This is a genomic window from Actinoplanes sp. ATCC 53533 (assembly GCF_003947245.1).
Map to the genome: position 1 here is coordinate 1 of NZ_QHHV01000241.1, position 21,872 is coordinate 21,872.

At 68.6% G+C, this 21,872-nt stretch carries 18 protein-coding genes; 8 read left to right on the forward strand and 10 right to left on the reverse strand.

Annotated elements, in window-relative coordinates:
* Positions 1-52 precede the first annotated feature (52 nt).
* A complete protein-coding gene (locus tag DMB66_RS65695) occupies positions 53-448 on the reverse strand; it encodes a helix-turn-helix domain-containing protein (RefSeq protein ID WP_199753133.1) in 396 nt (131 codons plus the stop codon).
* A 69-nt stretch (positions 449-517) separates the two neighbouring features.
* Positions 518-1,579 (reverse strand): integrase core domain-containing protein, encoded by a 1,062-nt coding sequence (locus tag DMB66_RS51080; RefSeq protein ID WP_233625430.1) that lies wholly within the window; start codon positions 1,577-1,579, stop codon positions 518-520.
* A 102-nt stretch (positions 1,580-1,681) separates the two neighbouring features.
* Here DMB66_RS51080 and DMB66_RS51085 point away from each other — a divergent pair, with 102 nt between their 5' ends.
* Together DMB66_RS51085 and DMB66_RS51090 are read left to right on the forward strand one after the other, a co-directional pair.
* A complete protein-coding gene (locus DMB66_RS51085; protein WP_370320927.1) occupies positions 1,682-2,371 on the forward strand; it encodes a transposase in 690 nt (229 codons plus the stop codon).
* Between the two features lie 547 nt (positions 2,372-2,918).
* A complete protein-coding gene (locus tag DMB66_RS51090; RefSeq protein WP_125811341.1) occupies positions 2,919-3,509 on the forward strand; it encodes a MarR family winged helix-turn-helix transcriptional regulator in 591 nt (196 codons plus the stop codon).
* A 123-nt stretch (positions 3,510-3,632) separates the two neighbouring features.
* On the opposite strand, the gene DMB66_RS51095 is transcribed toward DMB66_RS51090, so the two are convergent.
* Positions 3,633-5,048 carry a DUF1996 domain-containing protein gene (locus DMB66_RS51095; RefSeq protein WP_125811342.1) on the reverse strand — a complete coding sequence of 472 codons (1,416 nt, stop codon included), beginning with the start codon at positions 5,046-5,048 and terminating at the stop codon, positions 3,633-3,635.
* Between the two features lie 311 nt (positions 5,049-5,359).
* On the opposite strand from DMB66_RS51095, the gene DMB66_RS51100 reads away from it, so the two are divergent.
* The 4 genes from DMB66_RS51100 to DMB66_RS51115 all read left to right on the forward strand — a co-directional run bounded on the left by DMB66_RS51100 (position 5,360) and on the right by DMB66_RS51115 (position 8,915).
* On the forward strand, positions 5,360-6,526 hold the full coding sequence (locus tag DMB66_RS51100; protein ID WP_125811343.1) for a sensor histidine kinase: 1,167 nt from the start codon (positions 5,360-5,362) through the stop codon (positions 6,524-6,526).
* A complete protein-coding gene (locus DMB66_RS51105; RefSeq protein WP_125811344.1) occupies positions 6,523-7,176 on the forward strand; it encodes a response regulator transcription factor in 654 nt (217 codons plus the stop codon). The genes DMB66_RS51100 and DMB66_RS51105 overlap by 4 nt, the downstream gene beginning before the upstream one ends.
* A 137-nt stretch (positions 7,177-7,313) precedes the next feature.
* On the forward strand, positions 7,314-7,748 hold the full coding sequence (locus tag DMB66_RS51110; RefSeq protein ID WP_125811345.1) for a hypothetical protein: 435 nt from the start codon (positions 7,314-7,316) through the stop codon (positions 7,746-7,748).
* Positions 7,749-7,862: 114 nt separating this feature from the next.
* Complete coding sequence (locus DMB66_RS51115) at positions 7,863-8,915, forward strand: S1 family peptidase (protein ID WP_370320931.1); 1,053 nt, start codon at positions 7,863-7,865, stop codon at positions 8,913-8,915.
* 114 nt (positions 8,916-9,029) lie between these two features.
* Here DMB66_RS51115 and DMB66_RS51120 read toward each other — a convergent pair whose 3' ends face one another.
* From DMB66_RS51120 to DMB66_RS51130, 3 genes are all read right to left on the reverse strand, one after another.
* On the reverse strand, positions 9,030-11,240 hold the full coding sequence (locus DMB66_RS51120; protein ID WP_125811347.1) for a discoidin domain-containing protein: 2,211 nt from the start codon (positions 11,238-11,240) through the stop codon (positions 9,030-9,032).
* Between the two features lie 405 nt (positions 11,241-11,645).
* Complete coding sequence (locus tag DMB66_RS51125) at positions 11,646-12,692, reverse strand: LacI family DNA-binding transcriptional regulator (protein ID WP_233625431.1); 1,047 nt, start codon at positions 12,690-12,692, stop codon at positions 11,646-11,648.
* A 135-nt stretch (positions 12,693-12,827) separates the two neighbouring features.
* Positions 12,828-14,576, reverse strand: a complete 1,749-nt coding sequence (locus DMB66_RS51130; protein WP_125811348.1) for a discoidin domain-containing protein — start codon at positions 14,574-14,576, stop codon at positions 12,828-12,830.
* A gap of 553 nt (positions 14,577-15,129) precedes the next feature.
* Here DMB66_RS51130 and DMB66_RS51135 point away from each other — a divergent pair.
* The gene (locus DMB66_RS51135; protein ID WP_125811349.1) at positions 15,130-16,509 is read left to right on the forward strand and encodes a DUF1996 domain-containing protein; all 1,380 of its coding nucleotides are present in this window, start codon (positions 15,130-15,132) and stop codon (positions 16,507-16,509) included.
* A 117-nt stretch (positions 16,510-16,626) separates the two neighbouring features.
* Positions 16,627-17,175 carry a DUF305 domain-containing protein gene (locus DMB66_RS51140; protein ID WP_125811350.1) on the forward strand — a complete coding sequence of 183 codons (549 nt, stop codon included), beginning with the start codon at positions 16,627-16,629 and terminating at the stop codon, positions 17,173-17,175.
* A gap of 109 nt (positions 17,176-17,284) precedes the next feature.
* On the opposite strand, the gene DMB66_RS51145 is transcribed toward DMB66_RS51140, so the two are convergent.
* The 4 genes from DMB66_RS51145 to DMB66_RS51160 form a co-directional block, all read right to left on the reverse strand.
* Positions 17,285-18,157, reverse strand: a complete 873-nt coding sequence (locus DMB66_RS51145) for a hypothetical protein (protein WP_233625432.1) — start codon at positions 18,155-18,157, stop codon at positions 17,285-17,287.
* A gap of 332 nt (positions 18,158-18,489) precedes the next feature.
* Positions 18,490-19,701 (reverse strand): ABC transporter permease, encoded by a 1,212-nt coding sequence (locus tag DMB66_RS51150; protein WP_125811360.1) that lies wholly within the window; start codon positions 19,699-19,701, stop codon positions 18,490-18,492.
* Positions 19,702-19,712: 11 nt separating this feature from the next.
* Positions 19,713-20,381, reverse strand: coding sequence for an ABC transporter ATP-binding protein (locus DMB66_RS51155; protein ID WP_125811351.1), 669 nt, complete (start codon positions 20,379-20,381; stop codon positions 19,713-19,715).
* A 59-nt stretch (positions 20,382-20,440) separates the two neighbouring features.
* Entirely contained in the window at positions 20,441-21,505 is a 1,065-nt protein-coding gene (locus DMB66_RS51160; protein ID WP_199753131.1) for an efflux RND transporter periplasmic adaptor subunit, read from the reverse strand.
* Between the last annotated feature and the right edge of the window lie 367 nt (positions 21,506-21,872).

Consider the following 21,872-nt stretch of genomic DNA (forward strand, 5'->3'; position numbering starts at 1 on the left):
CTCATGGCCTGAGTCAGGCGGAAGCCGAGCGTCCGCGGTGCCGTGCCGGGTGTCAGCCGGCCGAGCAGGCGAACGAACTCGGCGTTGCGGTCGAGGAACGTCGTGGAGATCTCCGCGAGGCCGCCGGGCCCGCTGCGGAGCAGACCGCCGAGCAGCCGCAGCCAGTGCTCGCCCCCGATTCCAGCACGACGACGACCGGCCGCACCAGCGCGCCGGCCAGGTCGTGGAATCCGATCACGTCGGCGTCGGCGAGGCCCTTGACGATCGTGTCTCGCTCGGCGGTCACCTGGTCGATCCGGCTGCGCACCACGGCGGCGAGCAGGGCCTGCTTGGAACCGAAGTGGTAGTGGACCGCGGCGACATTCGTGCCGGCCTGCTGCATCACCGCTCGCAGCGAAACTGCACCGACGCCGTGCTCGGCGAACAGCCGCTCCGCGGCGGCCAGCAGACGGCGTTCGGTGGGTGTACCGTGCCAAAACTGCGTTAGCTGCTGTGAACTGGGGTTTTGAAGATCGGTTCAGGCTGCTCGGTGGTACTCGTTGATCACGCCGCCGAGGCGTTGTCGGCGTCGTATCGAGGCGTCCATCGCGATGACGACGGCGGGGCCGTGGTTCGGTGGCAGCTGCTGTCGGCCTTGATGGGGGCGGTAGTTGTTGAAGTGGTCCACGTACTCTCCGGCCACAGTTCGGGCGTGTCGTTCGTCGTAGATCAGCAGCCGGTCGGTGCACTCCTCGCGGAGGCTGCGTCCCCAGCGTTCGATGTAGCAGTTCGCCCGCGGTGTCTGTGCCGGGATCTTGACCACGGTGATGCCCTCGGCGGTGAAGACCTCGTCGAACGCTGCGCTGTACTTGCCGTCCCGGTCGCGGATCAGGAAACGGTACCGGCTGGTCTGTTGGTCGAGGTCCATGACGAGGTTGCGGGCCTGCTGGACGGCCCAGGCATGATCCGGGTTGGCGGTGACCCCGAGTAGATGGACGCGGCGGGTGGCCACCTCCATCACCACCAGCACGTACAAGCGTCGCAGCAGGATCGTGTCGACGTGGAAGAAATCGATGGCCAGCAGGCCGTGCGCTTGGGCACGCAGGAACGTCCGCCAACTGGTGTCCACGGTTCGCGGTGCCGGGCCGGGTCGCCGGGCGGCGAGGAGGCGCCGGATCGTGCCCGCGCCGACATGATGGCCCAGCCGTAGCAGTTCGCCCTGGATGCGTCGATGTCCCCATCGGGGGTTCTCTCGGGCGAGGCGTCGGATCAGGTCGCGGATCTCGTCGCTGATCGGCGGCCGGCCGGTCTTGCGTGGGTGGGTCCAGTGCCGGCGCAGCAGCCGCCGGTGCCAGCCGAGCAGCGTGGCGGGGGTGACCAGCCGGTGGGCCCGGACGGCGGTGGGCAGTAGACGGGCCAGGGCCGACAGGACAGCCCGGTCCGGCCAGGACAACCGCGGCCGACCCTTCAACTGCCGGCGCAGCACCGCCACCTCATGGCGCAGGGCGAGGACCTCCGCCAGCAACGCGGTGTCGCCTCGGACCAGCAGCCCCAGAGCGCCGACCAACCGGATCACCATCAGGTACACCAGCCGAACCACCACACCGATGGTCCTCGACGCGAACCGGGAAATCCCAGCTCACCGTGTGTGCGACGAGTTCTGGCACGGTACAGGGTGTTTGCGGAGGTTCCGGAGCAGACCGTGGCGGTGGCCAGGGCGGCGTTCCGGAAACCGACGTTGGCCATGCGGGTGCGTGACGAACTGGGGCAGGTCTTCGCCGACGAGGCGTTCCTCGACGCGTTCGGGGTCCGCGGCAAGCCCGGTATCTCGCCGGGTCGGCTCGTGATGGTCACGGTGTTGCAGTTTGCGGAGAACCTGACCGATCGGCAGGCGGCCGACGCGGTCCGCAGCCGTATCGACTGGAAATACTGCCTGGGTCTGGAGTTGACCGATCCGGGCTTCGATTTCAGCGTGTTGTCGCAGTTCCGGACCCGGCTGGTCACCCATGACCTGCAGAACGTGGCGTTCGAGATGCTGCTGGACCGGCTGGTCGAGCTGGGTTTGGTCGCGGCGCGGGGCCGTCAGCGCACCGACGCGACCCATGTGGTGGCCGCGGTCCGTGATCTCAACCGCCTGGAGATGGTCGGCGAAACGTTGCGGGCGGCGCTGGAAGCCCTCGCTGCGGCAGTACCGCAGTGGCTGACCGGCCAGATCAACGCCGCGACGGTCAAACGGTACGGCGCCCGGATCGATGAATGGCGGCTGCCGAAGGACCAGGCCGGCCGGCAGAAACTCGCCGTGCAGGTCGGCCGGGACGGCTACGTCGTGATGACCACGCTGCGTGCCGCGTCCTGCCGGTCCGGCAAGACGAACGGCCCGGCTGCTCAGTAGGCGGCCACCAGCAGGCCGAGGAGCACCCGCTCCACCAGCATGACGGCCACGGCTGCCGTGGCCTGGCAGATCAACCGTCGGATCCGAGAGCCTGCGGATGTCCCGACCGCACCACCGTAACCAGGCGGCACCGGGCGGCACACCCCCGACCGCAGGCGGCTACCGCGGCGCGTCAACCACCCAGTCCATTTCGGGATCTGCGGCGCGGGTCCGCCGTTCACACCCGGCTACGGGCAGCGGTACGTGACCATGGAGGGATGGCCGGCATATCGCGGGCCGGGCTCCCACGCCCGGGCACCTGGACGGTGGCAGCGGTGGGGGCGCTGGGGCTGCTACGGCGGGCTGGCCGCGGTGTCGTTCAGCGCGATCGGGGCGGTGCCGCTGCGGCCTCCGCACCGGCCGTTACCGTTAGTGTCGCCGGGCTCACCGTGAACAGGCTGTCTGGGTTCGGCTGTCCGGAGGCTGAGTGCTGGTCGACCGTCAGGTTCGGCGTGAACCGTAGGCTGCGCGACTTGACCGTTCAAATGAGGCCGTAGACTGTGCGCCTATGGAGGACGACTGCGCCGACCCTGCCGCTTCGGCCGCGCTGGAACCGCCCTGGCTGAACAAGCAGGAGATGCAGGCGTGGTGGCCGCTGTCCGGCCTGATCTCGAAACTTCCGGCCGCCCTGGACAGGCAGTTGCAGACCGAAGCCGGAATCAGCCACTTCGAGTACATGGTTTTGTCCCAGTTGTCCGCGGCGCCCCAGCGGACCCTGCGGATGGGCGACCTGGCCGAGCTCGCCAACGGCTCAGTGTCCCGGTTGTCGCACGCCGTCACCCGCCTCGAGCGCCGCGCCTGGATCCGCCGAGAACCGAGCCCCGAGAACGGGCGATACATGAACGCCACCCTCACCGACGAGGGTTTCGAGAAGGTCGCTGCTACCGCACCCGGCCACGTGCGGGCCGTCCGGGCTCTGGTGGTGGACGCGTTGAGCCCGACGCACCTGAGGCAACTCCGCGAGATCAGTGAACTCATCCTGCGGCAGATCGACGCTGACGCCGTCTGGCCGCCCCCCGAACGGAAGGCCGTACAGGAGACCAGCCCCCAGCACGGCGATGAGCAGTTGGGCAGTGGCCGCACCGGCGGCGGCGCGTAGCCCGGACCGGGCCGAACACCGCTGGGGGCGACGGTGCCCGGCCCGGTGGCCTCGGTTGAGAATCGTGGCGGCCGGATCAGCCGAGGTTGATGGAGTTGGCTTGGGTCTGGCGACCGTTGCGGCTCAGAATTTCCCTGCGGTGTTGCAGGGGGTCTCCTGCACGACGCAGTCCTTCACCCGGTGGGCCATCGCGTCGTCTTCCCAGGCGAGGAAGGCGTCGCCGTGCATTGAGGACGCCATGCCGGAGGCAAGCTTGAAGCCGTCCGCGGTTCCGCTGGTCGGGTAGGCGATGGAGAAGGTGAGTGCCGGGATGGCGACCGGATAGTCGCCCGAGCATTTGCCGCCGCCGCCGAACGCGACGTGGCTCTTGTGGTTGGGGCTGTCGAGGTGCTTGCCGTCCCAGCAGTCGGGGAAGCGCAGGGTGAAGTGCAGGGTGCCGCCGTCGCACACCGGCCAGTTCCCGTCGGTGCTGCGCGTCTTGCCGTCCTGCGGGCCGCCCGCGCAGTAGAACTGGTTGACCGCGCCCCGCGGGGTGGGTTCCTGCTTCTTGGCGTCGCCGGCGATCATCCGCATTCCGTACGGCATGGGCACGGTCTTGGTCTTGTCCTCGAGCAGTGAGCCGTAGTAGACGACTACCTGCTCCGGTTCGACGGCCTTGCCGTGCTCGAACAGGGTCGGGACCCAGTACGCCGAGTGGTCCTCGAAAGGCTTGCAGCTCGAGGCGGTCAAGCGGGTGAGGCTATCCGGCGTGGAGGCCGCGTTCGTGCTGTCATTGCCGACGAACGAGTGCAGGTGTGAGGCGCCGGCCATGTTCGGGAAGACGATCGGGTCGTCCGGTGCGGAGTGGCTGTACTGGCAGGTGGCGTTGAACTCGGCATTGCGGCCGCGGTTCGCGGGCACCGGGCGGGGTGTCATCGCCCGGAAGGCTGCGAGCTGAGCAGCCCAGCGCTCCTGGTCGACAGGAATCCAGCCGGTCGTGGCCGCCGGCGTCGGAGTCGCCGAGGTCGCCGAAGGGCTCGCGGTCGGGACTGTGACCGAGGGCGACGCGCTGGGCGTGCCGGAGGAATTCGGTGTGCTGGGCGTGCCGGAGGACGTGGGGTTGATGGCGAACCAGTTGAGATTGACGAAGTCGTTGGGCTGAATGCTGCGGATCACCAGGAAGACGGTGTGCTTGCCGCCCGGCGAGGGATGCGCGGCCGCCGTCGCTGTACGCCAGTCTTGGTTGCCGCCGGTGTGCTTGACCGGCACCACGGCCAGCAGCTGTCCGGTGAGCGAGTCGATCCGGACCTCGACCGTGCCCGGCCGCGTCTTGTAGGCCGCGGCGAACCGCACCGAGGTCACCGCGTCACCCTTGGCGCCCAGGTCGACGCTGTCGTAGCGCAGCCAGTCGCCGTCGGCGAGCCAGCCGACGTTCTTGCCGCCCCCGGTGTCTCTGGTGACCTCCACGGCGGCGCCAGACTGCGCGTTGTAGGACGAGGCCCGCACCGCGCCGGGGGGAGCGGCCGCACTGGTCGCGGCGTCCGCCGTCGGTATCAGCATGAGGGTGACGGGTACACCGGCCAACACGGCGACGGCCGCACCGATCGCCACAGCGGGCCGGGGAACACGCCGCCGGGAACGGGCCGCCACCTGGCGTTCGGCGGACCTGAAACCGTGGGACACGATTATCCTCCTGAGCTTCTTGGGGATGGCCCGCCGGACGGGGGCCGGCGGGCCGCCAGGACGGTAGCGCTCGGCCGGGCAGCCGCCCTGGGCCTAAAGTCCCAGGCCGTGCGGTTGCTTCCTGCGCCGAGCCTGGCAAGGTCGGCTATATTCGCCCCGGTCCACCGCGTAGTGATTCTGAGGAGACAGTGAGCGATCCGGCCGAGCGCGACGCCGAGGCGACCGTCACCGCGGGCTACCTGCGGGTGCTGCTGGTCGTCCGGATCGTCGTGGCGTTGGTGGCGGGCGGCGCCGGGCTGGTCGCCGGCGTCGGCGTCGGGGCCGAGGCAATCAGCGCGCTGGTCGTGGCGGCGCTGAGTTCGGCTACTCAGCTGACGTTCGTGGCCCGGTGGTTGCCCGGCACCGGGCGGCGGGCGGCGTTCCTTACCGTCGACGTCGTGGTCCTGCTGGGCGTGCTCGCGCTCGATCGGGGCGGCACAACCTTTTTCGCGTACGCCGCGAGCTGTGCGGTATTCGCGGGTGTGTTGCTGGGGTTCCGGGCCGCGCCGTTGTGGGCGGCTCAACTGTTGCAGGGGTACGTGGTGTGCACGGTGGCCGTCCCGCCCGCGGAGTTGCTGACGGCGTCCCAATCGGCCATGGCCGCAGCGGTTCCGGTGACCGGGCTCGCGGCCGCGGCGGCGTGCCGCATCCTGCTGCGCGGGCGGTTGCGCTCCGCCGCGGAGATTGACGCTGTGCGGCGCTCGGCGGCTGCGCTGGAACGGGCCCGCCTGGCGCGGGAGCTGCACGACTCGGTGGCCAAGACGGTCCGTGGCATGTCCCTGGCCGCTCTCGCCCTGCCCCGCTCGGTAGGTGGCCAGCCGCAGGTCGCCCGGCAACTCGCCGACGCCATTTCCGCCGGAGCCGCCGCCGCAGAACGCGAAACCCGGGCATTGTTGTCCGGCTTGCGGCTGGACGCGCCCGACGAGGACTTCCGCCGTACCCTCGAAGGGCTCTGCCGGGTGTGGTCCGCGGAGTCCGGCATCCCGGCGGAGCTGGACATGTCGCCTCTCGATCCGCCGGTGCCGGTGCGCTACGAGCTGGCCCGGATCCTGCACGAATCGCTGACCAACGTCGCGCGCCATGCGCGGGCCCGACGGGTTCTGGTCCTGGTCAGACGGCAGGATCGGACGCTGTTGCTGGTCGTCCGCGATGATGGGGAGGGTTTCGCCGTGCCGTCGGATCTGTCGGTGTTGCAGGCGCGCGACCATCACGGCATCGTCGGGATGGGTGAGCGGGCCCGCGCGATCGGCGGACGCTTCGAGGTCGTCTCCGAGCCTGGCCGGGGAACCATCGTCACCGCCCGGGTGCCCCTATGATCACAGTGCTTGTCGTCGACGACAACCCCAACGTCCGGGCGACTTTGCGCCCACTGCTCGAAAGCGACGGCGGGATCAGCGTGGTGGCCGAAGCGGGCAACGGCCGCGCCGCGTTGATCACCGCGGCGCGGCTGCGGCCACAGGTCACCCTGCTCGATTACCGGATGCCGGTCGCCGACGGGTTGTCGGTGATTGAGGAGGTGGCGCGGTATTCGGCGGTTCTGGTGCTGACCAGTTCACCGGAGCTGGAGCTGATCGGCCCGATGCTGCACAAGGGGGCGCGCGGCTATCTGGTCTACGGGCAGTTCGATCCCGCCGAGCTGCCGCGCGCGGTGCGGGCGGTGGCGTCGGGCCAGGGCTGGCTCACTCCGACAGCCGCGGCGGTCGCGGCGGCGACCATGAGAGACGTCTACGCCCGGCACCGCGCCGAACAGGCCAGGATCGAGGATCTGCACAGCGTGCGGCGCGGCTTCAGCCTGACCGACCGCGAGGAGGAGGTGCTGAATCTGGTCAGCGCGGGTCTCACCAATGCCTCCGTCGCCGCGCACCTCGGGGTCAGCGAGAAAACCGTCAAGAATCACCTGAACAGCGTGTTCGCGAAGCTGAACGTGCGCACCCGCACCGAAGCCGTGATCCGGTGGCAGACGTGATAACGACACAGCTCTGGCGGGTCTCGGCGGCTCTGGGCCTCGTCGTGGCGGCATCATCGGTTCTGGTGCCGCGCCTGGTGCCGGCCCCCGTTGCTACTCCGCTCACAGTGCGAGCGCTGCCGTCCTACTCCCCCGCGGTGACCAGGTCCGCCACCGTGAAGCCGTCGGCGGTCAACTCCTTGCCACGGCCCACGTTCCGGCCCATCCGGATCGCCGCGACCGATCCCGCCAACGAACTGATCGACGTCGAGACGATCGACTGCGCGACGTGCGCCTCCGGCAGCCGGGTGCAGTACGTCGGACAGGGCCACGCGCTGATCCTCCGCGTCCGAGGCGTCCCGGCGGCCGGCCGACGGACACTGGTGATCGTCTATGAGACCGACGGCACCCGACCGCTCGACATCATCGTCAACGACGGCGACACCGTGTCGCTACAGCTGCCGGGCAAGGGCAGCTGGACCACACCCGCACGCTACGACCTCCCGATCACGCTGCCCGCCGGCGACTCGGAGATCAAGTTCTTCCACGCCAGCGCGCCGGCACCCGACCTCGATCAGTTCCTCATCAAATGATCACCCAGCGCGGCATCGTTCGCCGGCTGCCCACTGATCACATCGAAATACTTGAATAAGTTCGCCTATCAGTTAACAATCCTTGTAGATGTTCACCATCTCAGGGAGGCACGTGTGACGACCCCTCGCTCAATCCGGCGCCGGCTAACACCGATCGTCACGACGGCACTCATGGCTGGCACTGTCCTCGCCGCTAGCCCCGCGTACGCGGAGGCCACCGTGGTCGACAAGGCCGCCGCCGCGACCCTCGCCACCTCGACACTGGCGGACACCCTGTCCAGCGAATCCGCCGGCTCGTACCTCGACAACGGCAAGCTCGTCGTCACCGTCACCACCGCGGCAGCCGCTCAGCAGGTCCGGGCGAGGGGCGCCACCGCCCGCATGGTCAAGCACAGCGCCGCCACGCTGAAGGCCGCCACCGACCAGCTCAGCCAGACCGCCACGATCACCGGCACAACGTGGGGCGTCGACCCGGTCACCAACCAGGTCCGGGTCACCGCCGACAGCACCGTCACCGGCGCCAAGCTCACCCAGCTCAAGCAGGCGGTGACCAAGCTCGGCGACACCGCACGGCTGGAGACCACCACCGGCGTCCTGCGCCCGCTGCTCACCGGCGGCGACGCGATCACCACCAACGGCATCCGCTGCTCCCTCGGCTTCAACGTGCGCCGGGGCGACATCGCCTACGTGCTCACCGCCGGGCACTGCACGGTGAACACCGGCACCTGGTCCGCCGGCGGCAGAACGATCGGGCCGAAGGTCGGCGGCTGGTTCCCGGGCAACGACTTCGGTCTGATCCAGTACACGGCCGCCGGCTGGGACCGGCCCGGCGCCGTCAACCGGTACAACGGCACCACGCAGGACATCTCAAGCGCCGCCAATCCGGTCGTCGGCCAGTCGGCGGCCCGCAGCGGCAGCACCACCGGCTACCGCACCGGCACGGTGACCGCCCTGAACGTCACGGTCAACTACTCCGACGGTCCGGTCTACGGCATGATCGGCACGAACATCTGCGCCGAACCGGGCGACAGCGGCGGCTCCCTGCACTCCGGCTCCGTCGCCCTCGGCCTGACCTCCGGCGGCAGTGGCAACTGCTCCAGCGGAGGCCAGACGTTCTTCCAGCCGGTCGTCGAGGCGCTCAACAACTACGGCGTCTCGGTCTACTGATCCACGGGCGGCCCGCCCTCCGTCACCCCGCCTGCGGGCGGCGTCACGGAGGGCGGGCCAGGGCGCGGGATCAGGGCGCCGACCACCCTGATCCCACGTGGCAGCCGAGGATCCCTACGGGAAATTCGTGACCGTCGACGGCACCACCGCGCTGGCCTGGGCCGGCGCGCCGATGTTGTTGACGACGTGGTCGATCGTGCCGGAGGCGAGCGAGATGGTGAAGATGTCGTGGAACCTCACCCCGCCGTGTGCCGGCGCCTGGAACCCGTTCGCCGAGTGCACGCCCGGGTTGACGTTGAAGTAGGCGTAGCTGCCCATCGCCCATGCTTCGTGGGTGCTGACGCTGTCCGCCACCTTGTACGCCGGGTAGCCGACACCGTCACTGCGCCAGGCGGCGTTGGACGGCGGGTCGTACGGTTGCTCGTTCTGCAGGAAGTAGGTCCGGCCGCCGTTGCCGTTCCAGAGCACTTCGGTCTTCTGATAGTGCTCGACGAACAGGCCGTACGCCGTGACGTTCTGGCCGTTCACGATCAGACCGCTGTCGGCGGTGTTGATCGTCCAGCCGTAGGTGCCTGCGTTGCCGTGATCGGCGCGCCACGCCCAGATGTGGTCGATGATCACGTTGTTGCTGTTCACCAGCAGGCTGTTGGTGGCCTTGCCGGCGATGTAGCCGCCGATCCGGAAGAAGACGTCCTGGATCGTGGTCGGGTTCGCGGCGTGGTTGGCCGACGAGCCGGACGGGCCGACCACCAGCAGGTTCGGCGAGTTCGTGGTGCCCGCGTCGAAGAGCACGCCGGCGATCTTCACGCCGTCCACATCGTCCACCTGCATCGCGGTGACCCCGTTGTCCGGGATGACCGTCGCGTAGCCGAGGCCGAGCACCACGGTGTTCGCCCGGGTCACGTTGATGGTCTCGTTGACGTGGTAGACGCCCGGCTGGAAGATCAGGTTCAGGCCCTGGGCGAGCGCCTGGTTGATCCGCGCCGCGGTGTCGCCCGGCTTGGCCACGTAGAACTGGCTCAGCGGGATGCTGGTGCCGGGGGTGTTGCCGTTCACCCAGGTCGCGCCCGCCGCGTTGGTCTGCAGGTTGGGCACGAAGACCGCGTAGTCGCCACCGGTCTGGTAAAGGTACGGCTTCTCGCGGATCACCGGGGTGGTCGGGATGACGGTGTAGGGCGGGGTCGGGTAGCTGGCGGCCGGAGCGCCCTGCACGCCGACGAACGTCTGGTTCCACACCGCGTTGGTGTTCGAGCCGATCTGGCTGTTGCGGGTGAACCACTGCTGCTGCGAGTACTGGCCCTCTTTGCCGCTGATCCGCGAGTCCGAGATGTACCCGCCGGACGCCCAGCCGTAGCCGTTCGGCGCCAGGTTCAGGTCGCCGTGGATGTCCATCCGCCGGAACGGCGCGGCCTGCGAGACGGCCCAGCGGTCGGCGCCGTTCACCGGGTAGACCGAGACGTTCTCGGTGGATCGCCAGAAGTTCTGGGTGGCGTTGCCCTGGAACCAGCCGGCGTCGACGGTGATGTCACCGTTGATCCGCACGTCCTGCGGGTTCTGGCCGAGCCCGACGATCGAGGTGTAGAAGCCCACTTGGATGTTCAGGCCGTTGTAGGTGCCCGGCTTGAACGCCAGCACGTACCGGCCGGTGCCGAACTGGGCGGTCTCCTGCTGCCGGAAGATCTCGTCGGCGCGGGTCTGGATCGTGGCGCTGGACATCGACGGGTCGAAGACCACCACGTTGGCGCCGAGGCTGCCGCCGCCGGGGATCGCCGGACCGGAAGGCGGTGGCGTGGTGGGCGGGGTGGTGGTGCCGCCGAAGACCTTGAACTCCCAGAGTGAATAGCCGTACCCGGTCGTCCGCTGGGTGCCGTACATCCGCACGTACCGGCCGGTGCCGCCGACCGTCAGCGACTGGTTGCCGCCGGTCGAGGTGGTGGTCGAGTAGATCGAGGTCCAGGTGCTGGCGTTGTCCGACACCTGGATCTGGAAGGCCTTGGCCGCGGCCGTCTCCCAGTTCAGTTCGACCCGGGAGATCGTCTGCGAGTCGCCCAGGTCGACCTGGAGCCACTGGGGGTCGGTGAACGCCGACGACCACCGGGTACCGGTGTTGCCGTCAACGGCATCCGAGGCGAGGTAGGCACCGGCCGCCTCGGTGGACGACGCGATGGCCGGCTTGCCCTGCGACAGCAGGGTCTCGGCGGCGTTCGCACCGAGCGCGGTGACGGCGCCGTAGCCGGCGACCACGACGGCCACGAGGCCGCCGAGCGCGGCGAGGCGCCAGGGGGAGCGCCTCCGCGCGAGTGCGGAGTTACTGGGGATGATCATTGCTTCTCCTTGAGCGGGGAACTGCAAGGGGGACTGCTTGCAGCCGGGGGAAGCCGAATCTCTCCACACAGGTACGGGAGAGCGCTCCCCCGCCGTCGACGCTAGATAGGGGTAGACGCCCTGTCCAGGTGTAGCCGAGGTTCCGGAACCAAACGTAACCGCGACGTACTTGTGGATGTCACAAGGATTCGCCACAGCGACCTGCCCGCTCTGGGCATTCATGCAGCTAGATCGCGGATCATGGATCGCCTTCAGCTCCACCGGCGGACCTGCGCGGGTTCGAAAACAAGGAATCCGGAACCGGTTCCGACGCGCATCGGGAAAAGCCCCATGCGGGATGGAGACGATCATTTCCCCCGGAAAGCGCTTCACGGCCCGGTTCTGCCGATCCCGCCTGGACGGTGATCAGGCCGAATCGCGGATCACCAGGGTCGGTTGGAACGTGACCGAGCGGGGCAGCCGGCCCGGCGAGCCGATCCGCGCCATCAGCACCTCGGCCATCTCGGCCGCCATCTCCTCGACCGGCTGCCGGATGGTGGTGAGCAGCGGCCGGCAGTCCAGGGCCGCGCTGCTGTCGTCGAAGCCGACCACTGCGACGTCGTCGGGCACCCGACGGCCCAGGTCCTGCGCTGCGCGCAACGCCCCCTCGGACATCAGGTCGCTGGCCACGAACAGGCCGTCGATGTCGGGGTGCGCCGCGAGCAGCTGGCGCGTGCATTCCTCGCCGCCGGCCCGGGTGAAGTCGCCCTCGATGGACGGCACGTCGCCGAAGCCGCGGTTGGCCAGGTAGGACCGGAAGCCGTCGAGGCGGTCCCGGCCAGACGGGACGTCCAGCGGGCCGCTGATGGTGGCGAGCCGGCGGCACCCGCGCACGAGCAGGTACTCGGCGGCGAGACGGGCGCCCAGGCGCTGGTCGACGTCGACGTAGCTGGTGGCGATCGGCGAGCTGGGCCGGGCCGACACCACGGCCGGGATGCCCAACTCGTACAGCTGGCGCGGGAGCGGGTCCTGCTCGTGGCTGCTGATCAGCAGCACCCCGTCGACATGGCCCTGCCGCAGGTAGCGGATGACGTGATGGTGGTCGCTGGAGTCGGTCGGGATGATCACCAGATGGATGTCATGCGGCCGCAGCGCGGCCGTGGCCCCGGCGGTGATGCGGCCGAAGTATGGGTCGGTGAAGACCCGGTTCAGAAACGACGTGTCGTTCGGCCGCTCAGGCTCGGAAATGACCAGTGCCACCGAGTTGGTCCGGCGCGTCACCAGGGTACGGGCGGCGATGTTGGGCACGTAGCCGGTTTGCGCGATGGCGCGCTGCACCATCTCACGGATCTTCGCGTCCACGCTCGGTGCGCCGTTGATGACCCGTGACACGGTGGCCCGGGAGACGCCCGCGACCTCGGCCACCTGATCCATCGTGGGGTTCTGTCCGCCCTGTCCGGGCCGCGCGCTCATGGCGTCTGTTATAGCACCGGTCCGACTCCCGTGAGAGCGCTCTCCCCGCGAGGGTCGATGGTGTTGATGCTGCCGGGAAGGAATGCCGGGGACGGGATGGGACCCGTCCCCGGCTCGGCGCCGTGGCCGCCTAGCTCACTGGTAGACGTGGACGTAGTCGACCAGCATCTGCGACGGGAACGGCGTGGTGGCGTCGACCGGGCCGGGGAAGTCCCCGCCGACCGCCAGGTTGAGGATGATGTAGAACTGGTGGTCGAAGATCCACGGACCGCGGGTGGATTCCACGGTTTCCTTGCTGGCGTAGAACACCTGCTGGTTGTCGACCAGGAACTTGATGCCCTTGCTGTCCCACTCGGCGGCCCAGACGTGATAGTCGTTGGCGAAGTCGCCGCCGCCGGGCAGGTTGTACTTCTGGCCGTAGCCGCCACCGCCGTTGTAGGCCGGGGCGTGCAGCGTGGAGTAGCTCTCGGCGGTGTTGCGGCCGAGCACCTCCATGATGTCGACCTCGCCGTTGTACGGCCACGGGCGCCCGGCGAGGAAGTCCGAGCCCATCATCCAGAAGGCCGGCCACAGGCCGTTGCCCTTCGGCACCTTGACGCGTGCCTCGACCCGGCCGTACTGGAAGCTGAACTTGTTACCGGTGTTCATCCGGTGCGAGGTGTAGTCGCGGCCGCCGACGGTCTCCTTGCGAGCAGTCATGACGAGGTGGCCGGCACCGTCCATCGCGGCGTTGTCGTTGTTGGTGTAGTACTGCACCTCGCCGTTCTGACCGGTACCCGGGTCGATCGTCCACTTCGATCCGTCGGGCTTGCTGCCAGGCACGCCGTTGAACTCGTCCGCGAACACCAGGCGGGTGGCCGGGAACGCCGGGTCGGCCGGCTTGGCCGGCGGTGCCTGCGGGTTGCCGCCGGTGCCGTACACGCTGAACTCCCAGAGCGAGTAGCCGTACTCGCTGCCGCGGGCGGTGCCGTACATCCGGACGTACCGGCCGCTGCCGGTGGCGTTGATGACGTCCTTCAGGCCGTCGCCGGTGGTCGTGGAGTAGAGCGAGGTCCAGTTGGTGGCGTCACCGGACACCTGGATCTGGTAGGCCTTGCCGTATGCCGGGTCCCATTGCAGCACGATCTGGCTGATCTGCGCGGTGGCGCCGAGGTCGACCTGGATCCATCCGGGGTCGACCCAGCCGGTGGTGGGGCTGGTCGCCCAGCGGCTGGCCGGGTCGTTGTCGAATGCCTTGTCGGCCGTGCACGGGTTGCAGTTGGCATCGTTCTGCTCGGTCGAGGCCCGCGCGGGCTTGTTGTAGGACAGCAGCGTGGGACCCCCCGGCCCGGTGGTCGGCGGGGTGCTCGGCGGGGTGGTACCGCCCGCGAAGACCTGGAACTCCCAGAAGGAGTACCCGTAGATCTCGAGAGCACGCTGGGTCAGGTTGATCCGTACGTAACGGGCGTTGCCGCTGACCGGGATGCTCTGCTGTCCGCCGGCGCCGGTCGTGGTGCCGTAGGCCTGCGTGTAGTTGCTGCCGTCGGTGGAGAACTGAATGGTGAAGGCCTTGGCATACGCGCCCTCCCAGTCGATCGCGATCCGGCTCAGCGACTGCACGGAGCCCAGATCTACCTGGAACCACTGGGCCGCGGCGAAACCGCTGGACCAGCGCGTACCGGTGTTGCCGTCGACTGCAGCCGCGGCTGGGGTGCCTTCCCACTCCACCGATGACGCGGTCACCGGCTTGGCCTGGGAGACGATCACCTCGGCGGCGCTGGCGGGCCCGACGGTGGCGACGAAGTATGTGCCGAGCAGGGCTAGGAGACCGGCGGTGAGGGCGAGCGCCCTCGCGGGGCTCAGCCGGCGTCCGGTCCCGCCACTTCGGAGTACTGCGGAAGTCATGCGGAGCTCCTCCTGGGGGATGTGTCGGAGCGGTTACGGGAGAGAGAAAACTTCGAGAGAGCGCTCTTTCGTACGCCACTGTGAATGGCCGGTTCATGCCTGTCAATGCCAGGTGGGAGGCTGGGAATCGCTTCCCGAGGCAGGGTCCGGTGCCCGCCTGGGCGACGCTGAGCGAATCAGTGCAGGTGAGCGCCTGGATCGCTGGCCGAGGTCCGGCCCGTCGAGCGTGCGGAAAGTCAAGGTTCCGGAACTGGGGCGACCTGGGCCGCCGGGTCAGTGCTGGTTGTGCCGCGGCTGTCGGACCCCGACCGACCAGGTGCTTCAGCGACGGTCGGGAAGCGCTTTCTCAGATACGGGTCGAGCGTGTCCAAAATGCCGTAGCCACCGCGAGATTGCGCGCGGATGTCCCGCCTGTTTCCCCATATGACGCCCATAGTCTCCGCCCGGGAATCGAGGAAGCGCTTCCCAGGCGGCATACTCTCGGCACTCACCCGGCGGCCACCGCCCCGCCAACCCCCATCGGCGCGAAGGTGGCACGACACGAAGGACAGGTATGCAGACATCCCCAGCCCCGCACCGCCATCCCGGATTTCGAACCCGGACCCTGCTCGCCACCACGCTGACCGGCGTAGTCGCCCTGGTATCCACCGCCGGCACCGCAGCGGCGGCCACAACCGTCGTTCAGGCGGAGACGTACGCAGATCAGTCCGGCGTGGTGCTCGAGCAGACCGGCGACACCGGCGGCGGGCAGAGCGCCTCCTACCTCGCGAACGGCGACTGGATGCGGTATGACGGCGTGGACCTCGGTGCCGGTGGCACGCTGACCGTCACCGCGCGGGTCTCCTCCGCCGTCGGTACCGGCAGCGTCGAGTTGCACACCGGATCGCTGACCGGCCCCCTGCTCGTCCAGTTCCCGATCACCGCGACCGGCGGCTGGCAGAACTGGACGACACTGACGGCCACGACCGCGACCCACCCGACCGGCGCGCAGTCGGTGTTCGCGGTCATGAAGAACACCGCGGCCGGTGACTTCGTCAACGTCAACTGGTTCTCTTTCGGCGACGGCAGTTCGCAGCCCGGCCCCGGCTGGGTCGGCATCGACCAGGCCAAGTGGAACGCCCAGCTGGCCGAGTTCGCCGCGATGACCCCCAGGCCGGTGCCCGCCAACTCGGTGCGGGTGCCCGAGTTCAACGCCTCCTGCTTGTACAGCCACTCGAAGCCGGACGACCCGATCGTCTTCCCCGGCCTGGCCGGCGCGTCGCACATGCACAGCTTCATCGGCAACAACAGCACCGACGCGAACACGACGACGCAGACCCTGCTCAGCAACGCCGGCACCAGCTGCAAGCCCGCCGAAGACCTCTCGGCGTACTGGATTCCTACGCTGTACGAGCGCGGCGTTGCGGTGGAGCCGAAGGACGTGGTCGTCTACTACGGATCGCGCCTGGTCGACTCGTCGAAGACCGTACCGTTCCCGCAGGGCTTCCGGATGATCGCGGGCGACGCCAGACTTCAGGCGCCCACCCCGGCAGGCTCGGTCAACCAGTTCTACTGCGCCGGCGCGGGCGGCGAGATCGGCCGTAGCGCTGACGGCAACTGGCCGCTCTGCGCACCGGGGGCGACCCTGATGTTCCAGCTCGTCTTCCCGGACTGCTGGGACGGGGTCCACCTGGACAGCCCGACACACAAGGCGCACGTCGCCTACACCTACGACGGCACGTGCGGCGGCGCCTACCCTGTCGCCATCCCGTCCGTTTCGCTCCTGATCGCGTACCCGACGAGCGGCACCGCGGACGACTTCCGGCTGGCTTCCGCAATGGCGTCGTCGATGCACGGTGACACGTTCTTCGCCTGGAATGACGCTGCGCTCGGCCACCGGGTCAAGGACTGCATCGTGCAGCGCGCCAAGTGCAACACGGCCGGCAACTTCTGAGCCTACCGGTTGAGTGCCGGCCCCTGGCCTCCGGCAGGGCCGGCACTCGCTATCCCATGTGCATCCAACAATATCGAGTCGTTGACAGATATACCGCAAGGGGTAAGACTTCCTGACGTGAAAGCCATTGCCCGAATCCTCCTATCCGGCGCCTTGGCATTGGCAGGCTGCACCACCGCGGGCGCCGATCCGGTCACCTCCCCCACACCCACGATCGCATCCCATTTCGGCGGCACCGACCTGGCCTGGATCGAGATCAACATCGCGATGAACGAGGAACTGCTCCCCCTGCTGGATCTCGTCCCGCAGCGCAGCGGCCGCCCCGACGTGCAGGCCATGGCCCAGCAGACGAAGACATTCACCGACGCCGAGCTGACCGCGCTGCGCGAGCTGCACGACCAAGCCGGCCTGCCGAAGGAGAATCCCCACAAGAACATGCCCATGCCCGGCATGGTCACCTCCGACCAGGTGACCAAGGCCGCCAAGCTAGCCGGCAAGGAGTTCGACACGCTCGTCCTAAAAGCGCTGCAGGAACATCTGGAACAGAGCGAGAAACTGGCCGGCAGCGAAGATAGATCGGGCGTCGAGCCGCAGACCCGCGCATTGGCACTGCAGATTATCCGGACCCGCCACGCCGCCTTGTCATCAATAAAGGAAGCGTCCTGACTCGACTTGGCTGGACGTTTGATTCTCTTGACGGCGACAAAGAGTGCTTCACATATCGTGCCGGTTAATGATGTGCCTGACCGGGACGGAGTCGCCTACTTTCCATCGATCACCGCGCGGGGACGACGACCGCCTCGTACTGGTCCGCGGTGGGAGGGAAGCCGGTGTCGAACTTCCCGTTGATCACCGCGAGCTTGTCGCCGTGCAGGGCCGCCGTCGACGGTGACTGGAACAGGTCATTGGTGATCACCTTTTCTACGACGCCGGAGTCCAACCGCGGGCTCAGGCGGATCAGGCTGATCTGGTTGTTGGCCTGGACTGCCCACAGCCACCTGCCCGAGAGCACGAGGCCGTCCACGGTGGGCACGGTGATCCCGGCGATAGGGACGCTGACGCCGGTGGCCGGGTTGACTGTGTACAGCGTGCTCGTAGCGGAGTGCGCCACGATGAGAGTTTGTCCGCCGTCAGCGGCCTGGATGCCGTTGAGGTTGAATCCCCCGCTGGTGTCGGCCGCGGGGCCGGTGACGGTGAGCGCCTGGAACTGCCCGAGAACTCCGGTCCGGCTTACCGGTACGAAGTAGAGCTTGGCCTGTCGCGAGTCGGTGAACCAGGCACCGCGCGAGGTGACGGTCACGTCGTTGACGATGGAGCCGGCCGGATCACCGAACTGGTAGGTGGCCAGCGTCGAACCCGTGTTGGTGTCGTACACGTACGCCTGCCCGGTTTGGCCGCCGGCGACAAAGAGCAGGTCGTGGGCGGCCAGCACCGCCATGCCCACGGCCATGCGCCCGTCCGGGTTGTCGACGAACATCTCGGCCTTGCCGCGGCCCAGATCGCCCCTGAAGATGTCGCCGCGCAGCAGGTCCCCGGCGAAGAAGGTGTTGCCGCGCCCGACAGCGATGCCCTCGGCCGAGGTAGCGCCCGGGAGCACGATCACTTGAGGGCGCAGAGCCGCGGCGACCGGGGAAGCCGCTGCGGTCACGAGCGCCAGGACCAGCAGGGACGGTGCGACCGCGCGCCGGAGTCGGGATGCCGACGGCTTAGTTGACGTAGTTTGCACGAATTTCTCCAGGGATTGGGGACGCCCCGACGAGCAACGGGGCGGCGAAGTGAGGGCGTGATGCTGCCCGAAACCCACGGGCGCCGCGAGCGAGGCAGAGGTCGTCAACTCCTTGACTGCGGCTCCTCACGTCCGCTCCGAGCGTTCATTTGAATGTTCAAATGAGACCCTATTCGCCGATCGCTTTCACTTTCAAGCATTCTGTGATCCAAGCCACTTTTCTAATCAAGCCATGCGTGGACGGACCGCCGAGCTCAGACCGCGGCGAGGGCTTCGGTGGGGGTCAGGCGGGACGCACGCACGGAGGGGTAGACACCGGCGATCACGCCGACGGCGACGGCGCCACCGAGCCCGGCGAGCGTGGAGGACAGCGGTACGACGATCGGCCAATCGTGATAGGTGGCATAGCCGGCGGTGGCCAGCAGCCCGAGCGCCGTCCCGGCGATCCCGCCGAGCGCGGCCAGGGCAACGGACTCGGTGAGGAACTGCCCGCGGATCTGCCCCCGGTTCGCGCCCAGCGCCCGGCGCAGACCGATCTCAGAACGGCGTTCCAGCACGGAGATGACCATGGTGTTGGCGACCCCGATCCCGCCGACCAGCAACGCGACCGCGGCCAGACCCAAGAACAGCGCCGAGAACGTATTCTCCGTGGCCCGTTTGGCGGCGAGCGCATCCGACGGACGGGTGACCAGCACCTGGCTGGGACTCTGCGGGTAGATCGTGGCGGGCAGAACCGCTCGTACCGCCTCGATCGCCGCCTCGCGCGATTGCAGGTAGATCACCGTGGGATGACCCTCGAACCCCAGCACGTCACGAGCGACGTCCCACCCGACCAGCACCGACCGGTCGATCTCCGGCGACAGCGGGGTGCGTTCCAGAATCCCGACAACGGTGAACCACGTGTCGCCGATCATCACCTGCGGCGCTTCACCCGCTACCCGCACGTTCGTCACGCCGAGACGCGACGCGGCGACCGAACCGAGCACCACCGTCGGGAACTTCTTCGTGACCTCGGTGAGGAAGTGCCCCTGCTGGATCCGGGCGTTCAGCGCTTGCAACAGATTGAGTCGGCTCGCCAGCACGGTCAGCCCAGAGCCGTCCTTCGGGTCGGTGCGGTCGTTACGGCGTACCACGGCGTGGGTGTTCGCCACCCCGCTCGCCACGATCACCGGCCCGATCCGGGACACCATCCCCACAGACTCCTCCGGCAACGACACCGGACGGTCGTTGCTGGGCGCCGGCGTCGCCTGCAACATGTTCGTCCCCAACGCTGACAGCTCCGCGCTCAGATGCGCCTGACTCGACGCCGGAATCCCGGTCACGACGATCATCGTGGCGATGCCGATCGAGATACCCAACGCTGACAACGCCGCCCGCAACTTACGGGTCCGAATCCCCAGCAGCCCCAAGCCCACCAGGTCCAGCGGCGCCAACCGCACCGGCTTCGTCGTCGCCGGCGTCAGCATCCTCCGGCCCGTCACTCGGCCCCCACCGTGCCGGCGCGGGCCCGGACCGTGTCGGCTACCATCCGGCCGTCAAGGATCTCCACCTGCCGCGGCAGGCTCCGCGCGATGTCCCGGTCGTGGGTGATGACCGCGATCGTGGTGCCCTCCGCGTGCAACCGGTGCAGGAGATCCAGGACCGCGTGCCCGTTCGCCGTGTCCAGCGCCCCGGTCGGCTCATCCGCCAGCACCAGTGCGGGGTCGTTGACCAGGGCTCGGGCAATCGCCACCCGCTGACGCTCACCACCGGACAGCTGGTTCGGCAGATGCCCGATGCGATGCGCCAGCCCCACCCGTGCCAACGCCTCCACCGCGAGCCGACGCCTGTGCCGGCGTGCCACGCCGGCGTACAGCAGGCCGGTGGCGACGTTCTCGGCTGCGTTGAGCCCGTCTGTCAGATGGAACTGCTGGAACACAAAGCCGAGCCACCGCCCCCGCAACGCCGACAGTCGCCGATCCGAGAGCGCTGCGACGTCCTGCCCGCCGATCCGCACCGAACCCGACGTCGGACGATCCAACGTGCCCATGACATTCAGCAACGTCGACTTGCCCGAGCCCGACGGCCCGACAATCGCCAACAACTCACCCTCGGCGATGTCGAGCGACACCCGATCGAGCGCGGTCACCCCGCCGGCGTAGACCATGCTCGCGTTACGCACCGACAGCACCGGCCCGGCCGGCGCCGCGCCAGAGTAGGAGTCGGTCACGACGTGGTCACCACCCGGGTGCCCTCGGCGAGTCCCGCACCGGTGACCTCCACCAGACCCTTGACGAAGAACCCTGTCTTTACCGCCACCAGGCCGCCCTCGGCCAACTGCACCCCGTATCCGCCCTCCTGCAACGCCGTCAACGCCCCCACCGGCACCGCCAACGCCCCCGCGTGGGTCTCAGCCTCGAAGTCGACCTGGACCGCCGCGGAATCCAGCTTGCTGACCGCAGCGGCGTCGTCGAGCGCGACCGTCACAGTCAGCGTCGGCTTGGCGTCACCGCCGCTGCCTTCGGGCGTCTGCAGCGCTGTGCCGACGGCGATGACTTTGCCCGGCGCCTCCTTCTCGTCCGGCAACGTGACGGTCACGTTGTCACCCTGCGCGATCGAGTCCGCATCGGCCGGCTCCGCAGCAACCGTGATCACCTTCACCGTCGGCGTCACCGACATCAAAGCTCCACTTGCGCTGTCACCGATCTGCGCGGTGACCGAGTCGACCCGCACTGCTCCGGTGGCCACGATCAGGTCACCGACCTCGACCTTGCCGGTCACCGGCAGCCCGGAGGCCTTCTGCCACTTTTTGATCGCCGCGATCAATCTGGCGGTGAGTACCGATTCGCCCTTGCCCACGGTGACCCGCACCGTCGTCGGCGCCGAGCTCCTCGACGGCCCGGGCGATGGCACAGCGACCTTCGTGTCAGCCGGTTGGCCGCCCTTGACCGTGCCCTGGGGCTCGCCGGTCGTCGACGGTGTCGCCTCCCCTCTGGCAGGGTCCGCAGCCTGCGGCACGATCTGAGTCACCTTGGCCCCGACGGCCGGCTGAAAACCGACCGAATACCCCATCGCCTTGAGGTTGTCGACCACGACCCGTACGTCGCGGCCCACCATGTTGCGTTCACCGAGCGTCCGGAACAACGGCAGACCGCCGTAGAACAACGGCACCGGCCGATCGTCCACCCGGTACAGTTGCTTCCCACGCTTCACCGACGCGCCCGGCTTCGGCGACCACGTGACTACCCCATCCCGGCCGCCCTTCAAGACGCGCGCCGTGCCGTAGCCCAATGTGGCGGGCAGTGACCTGCTCTTCGTCATGTCCTGCTTCACGACTTCCGCGGTCTCCACCTCGATCGATCCGTTGTCCGGCCCGGCCGTCTCGTCGGCCTCGACAGCCCATGGAGCCCAGAGGAATCCCGCGATCCCCACCGCCACGAGCGCCAAGACCGCCACACCGTGCCAAGGACCCAACCTCATAAGTCCCGGCGATCGCACCCTGGCCGGCGCTGGCACCGGCTCGCCCGGAGCGGGCGGGAACAGAAGGATCCGCTCGGTGTCCTGCTCCGATGGCCTCACCACGGGCCGGACCCGATCCCGCGCTGGGGACAGTGATCCACGCGTTTCATCCCCACATTCGGCTGCGTGGCTGTTTCCC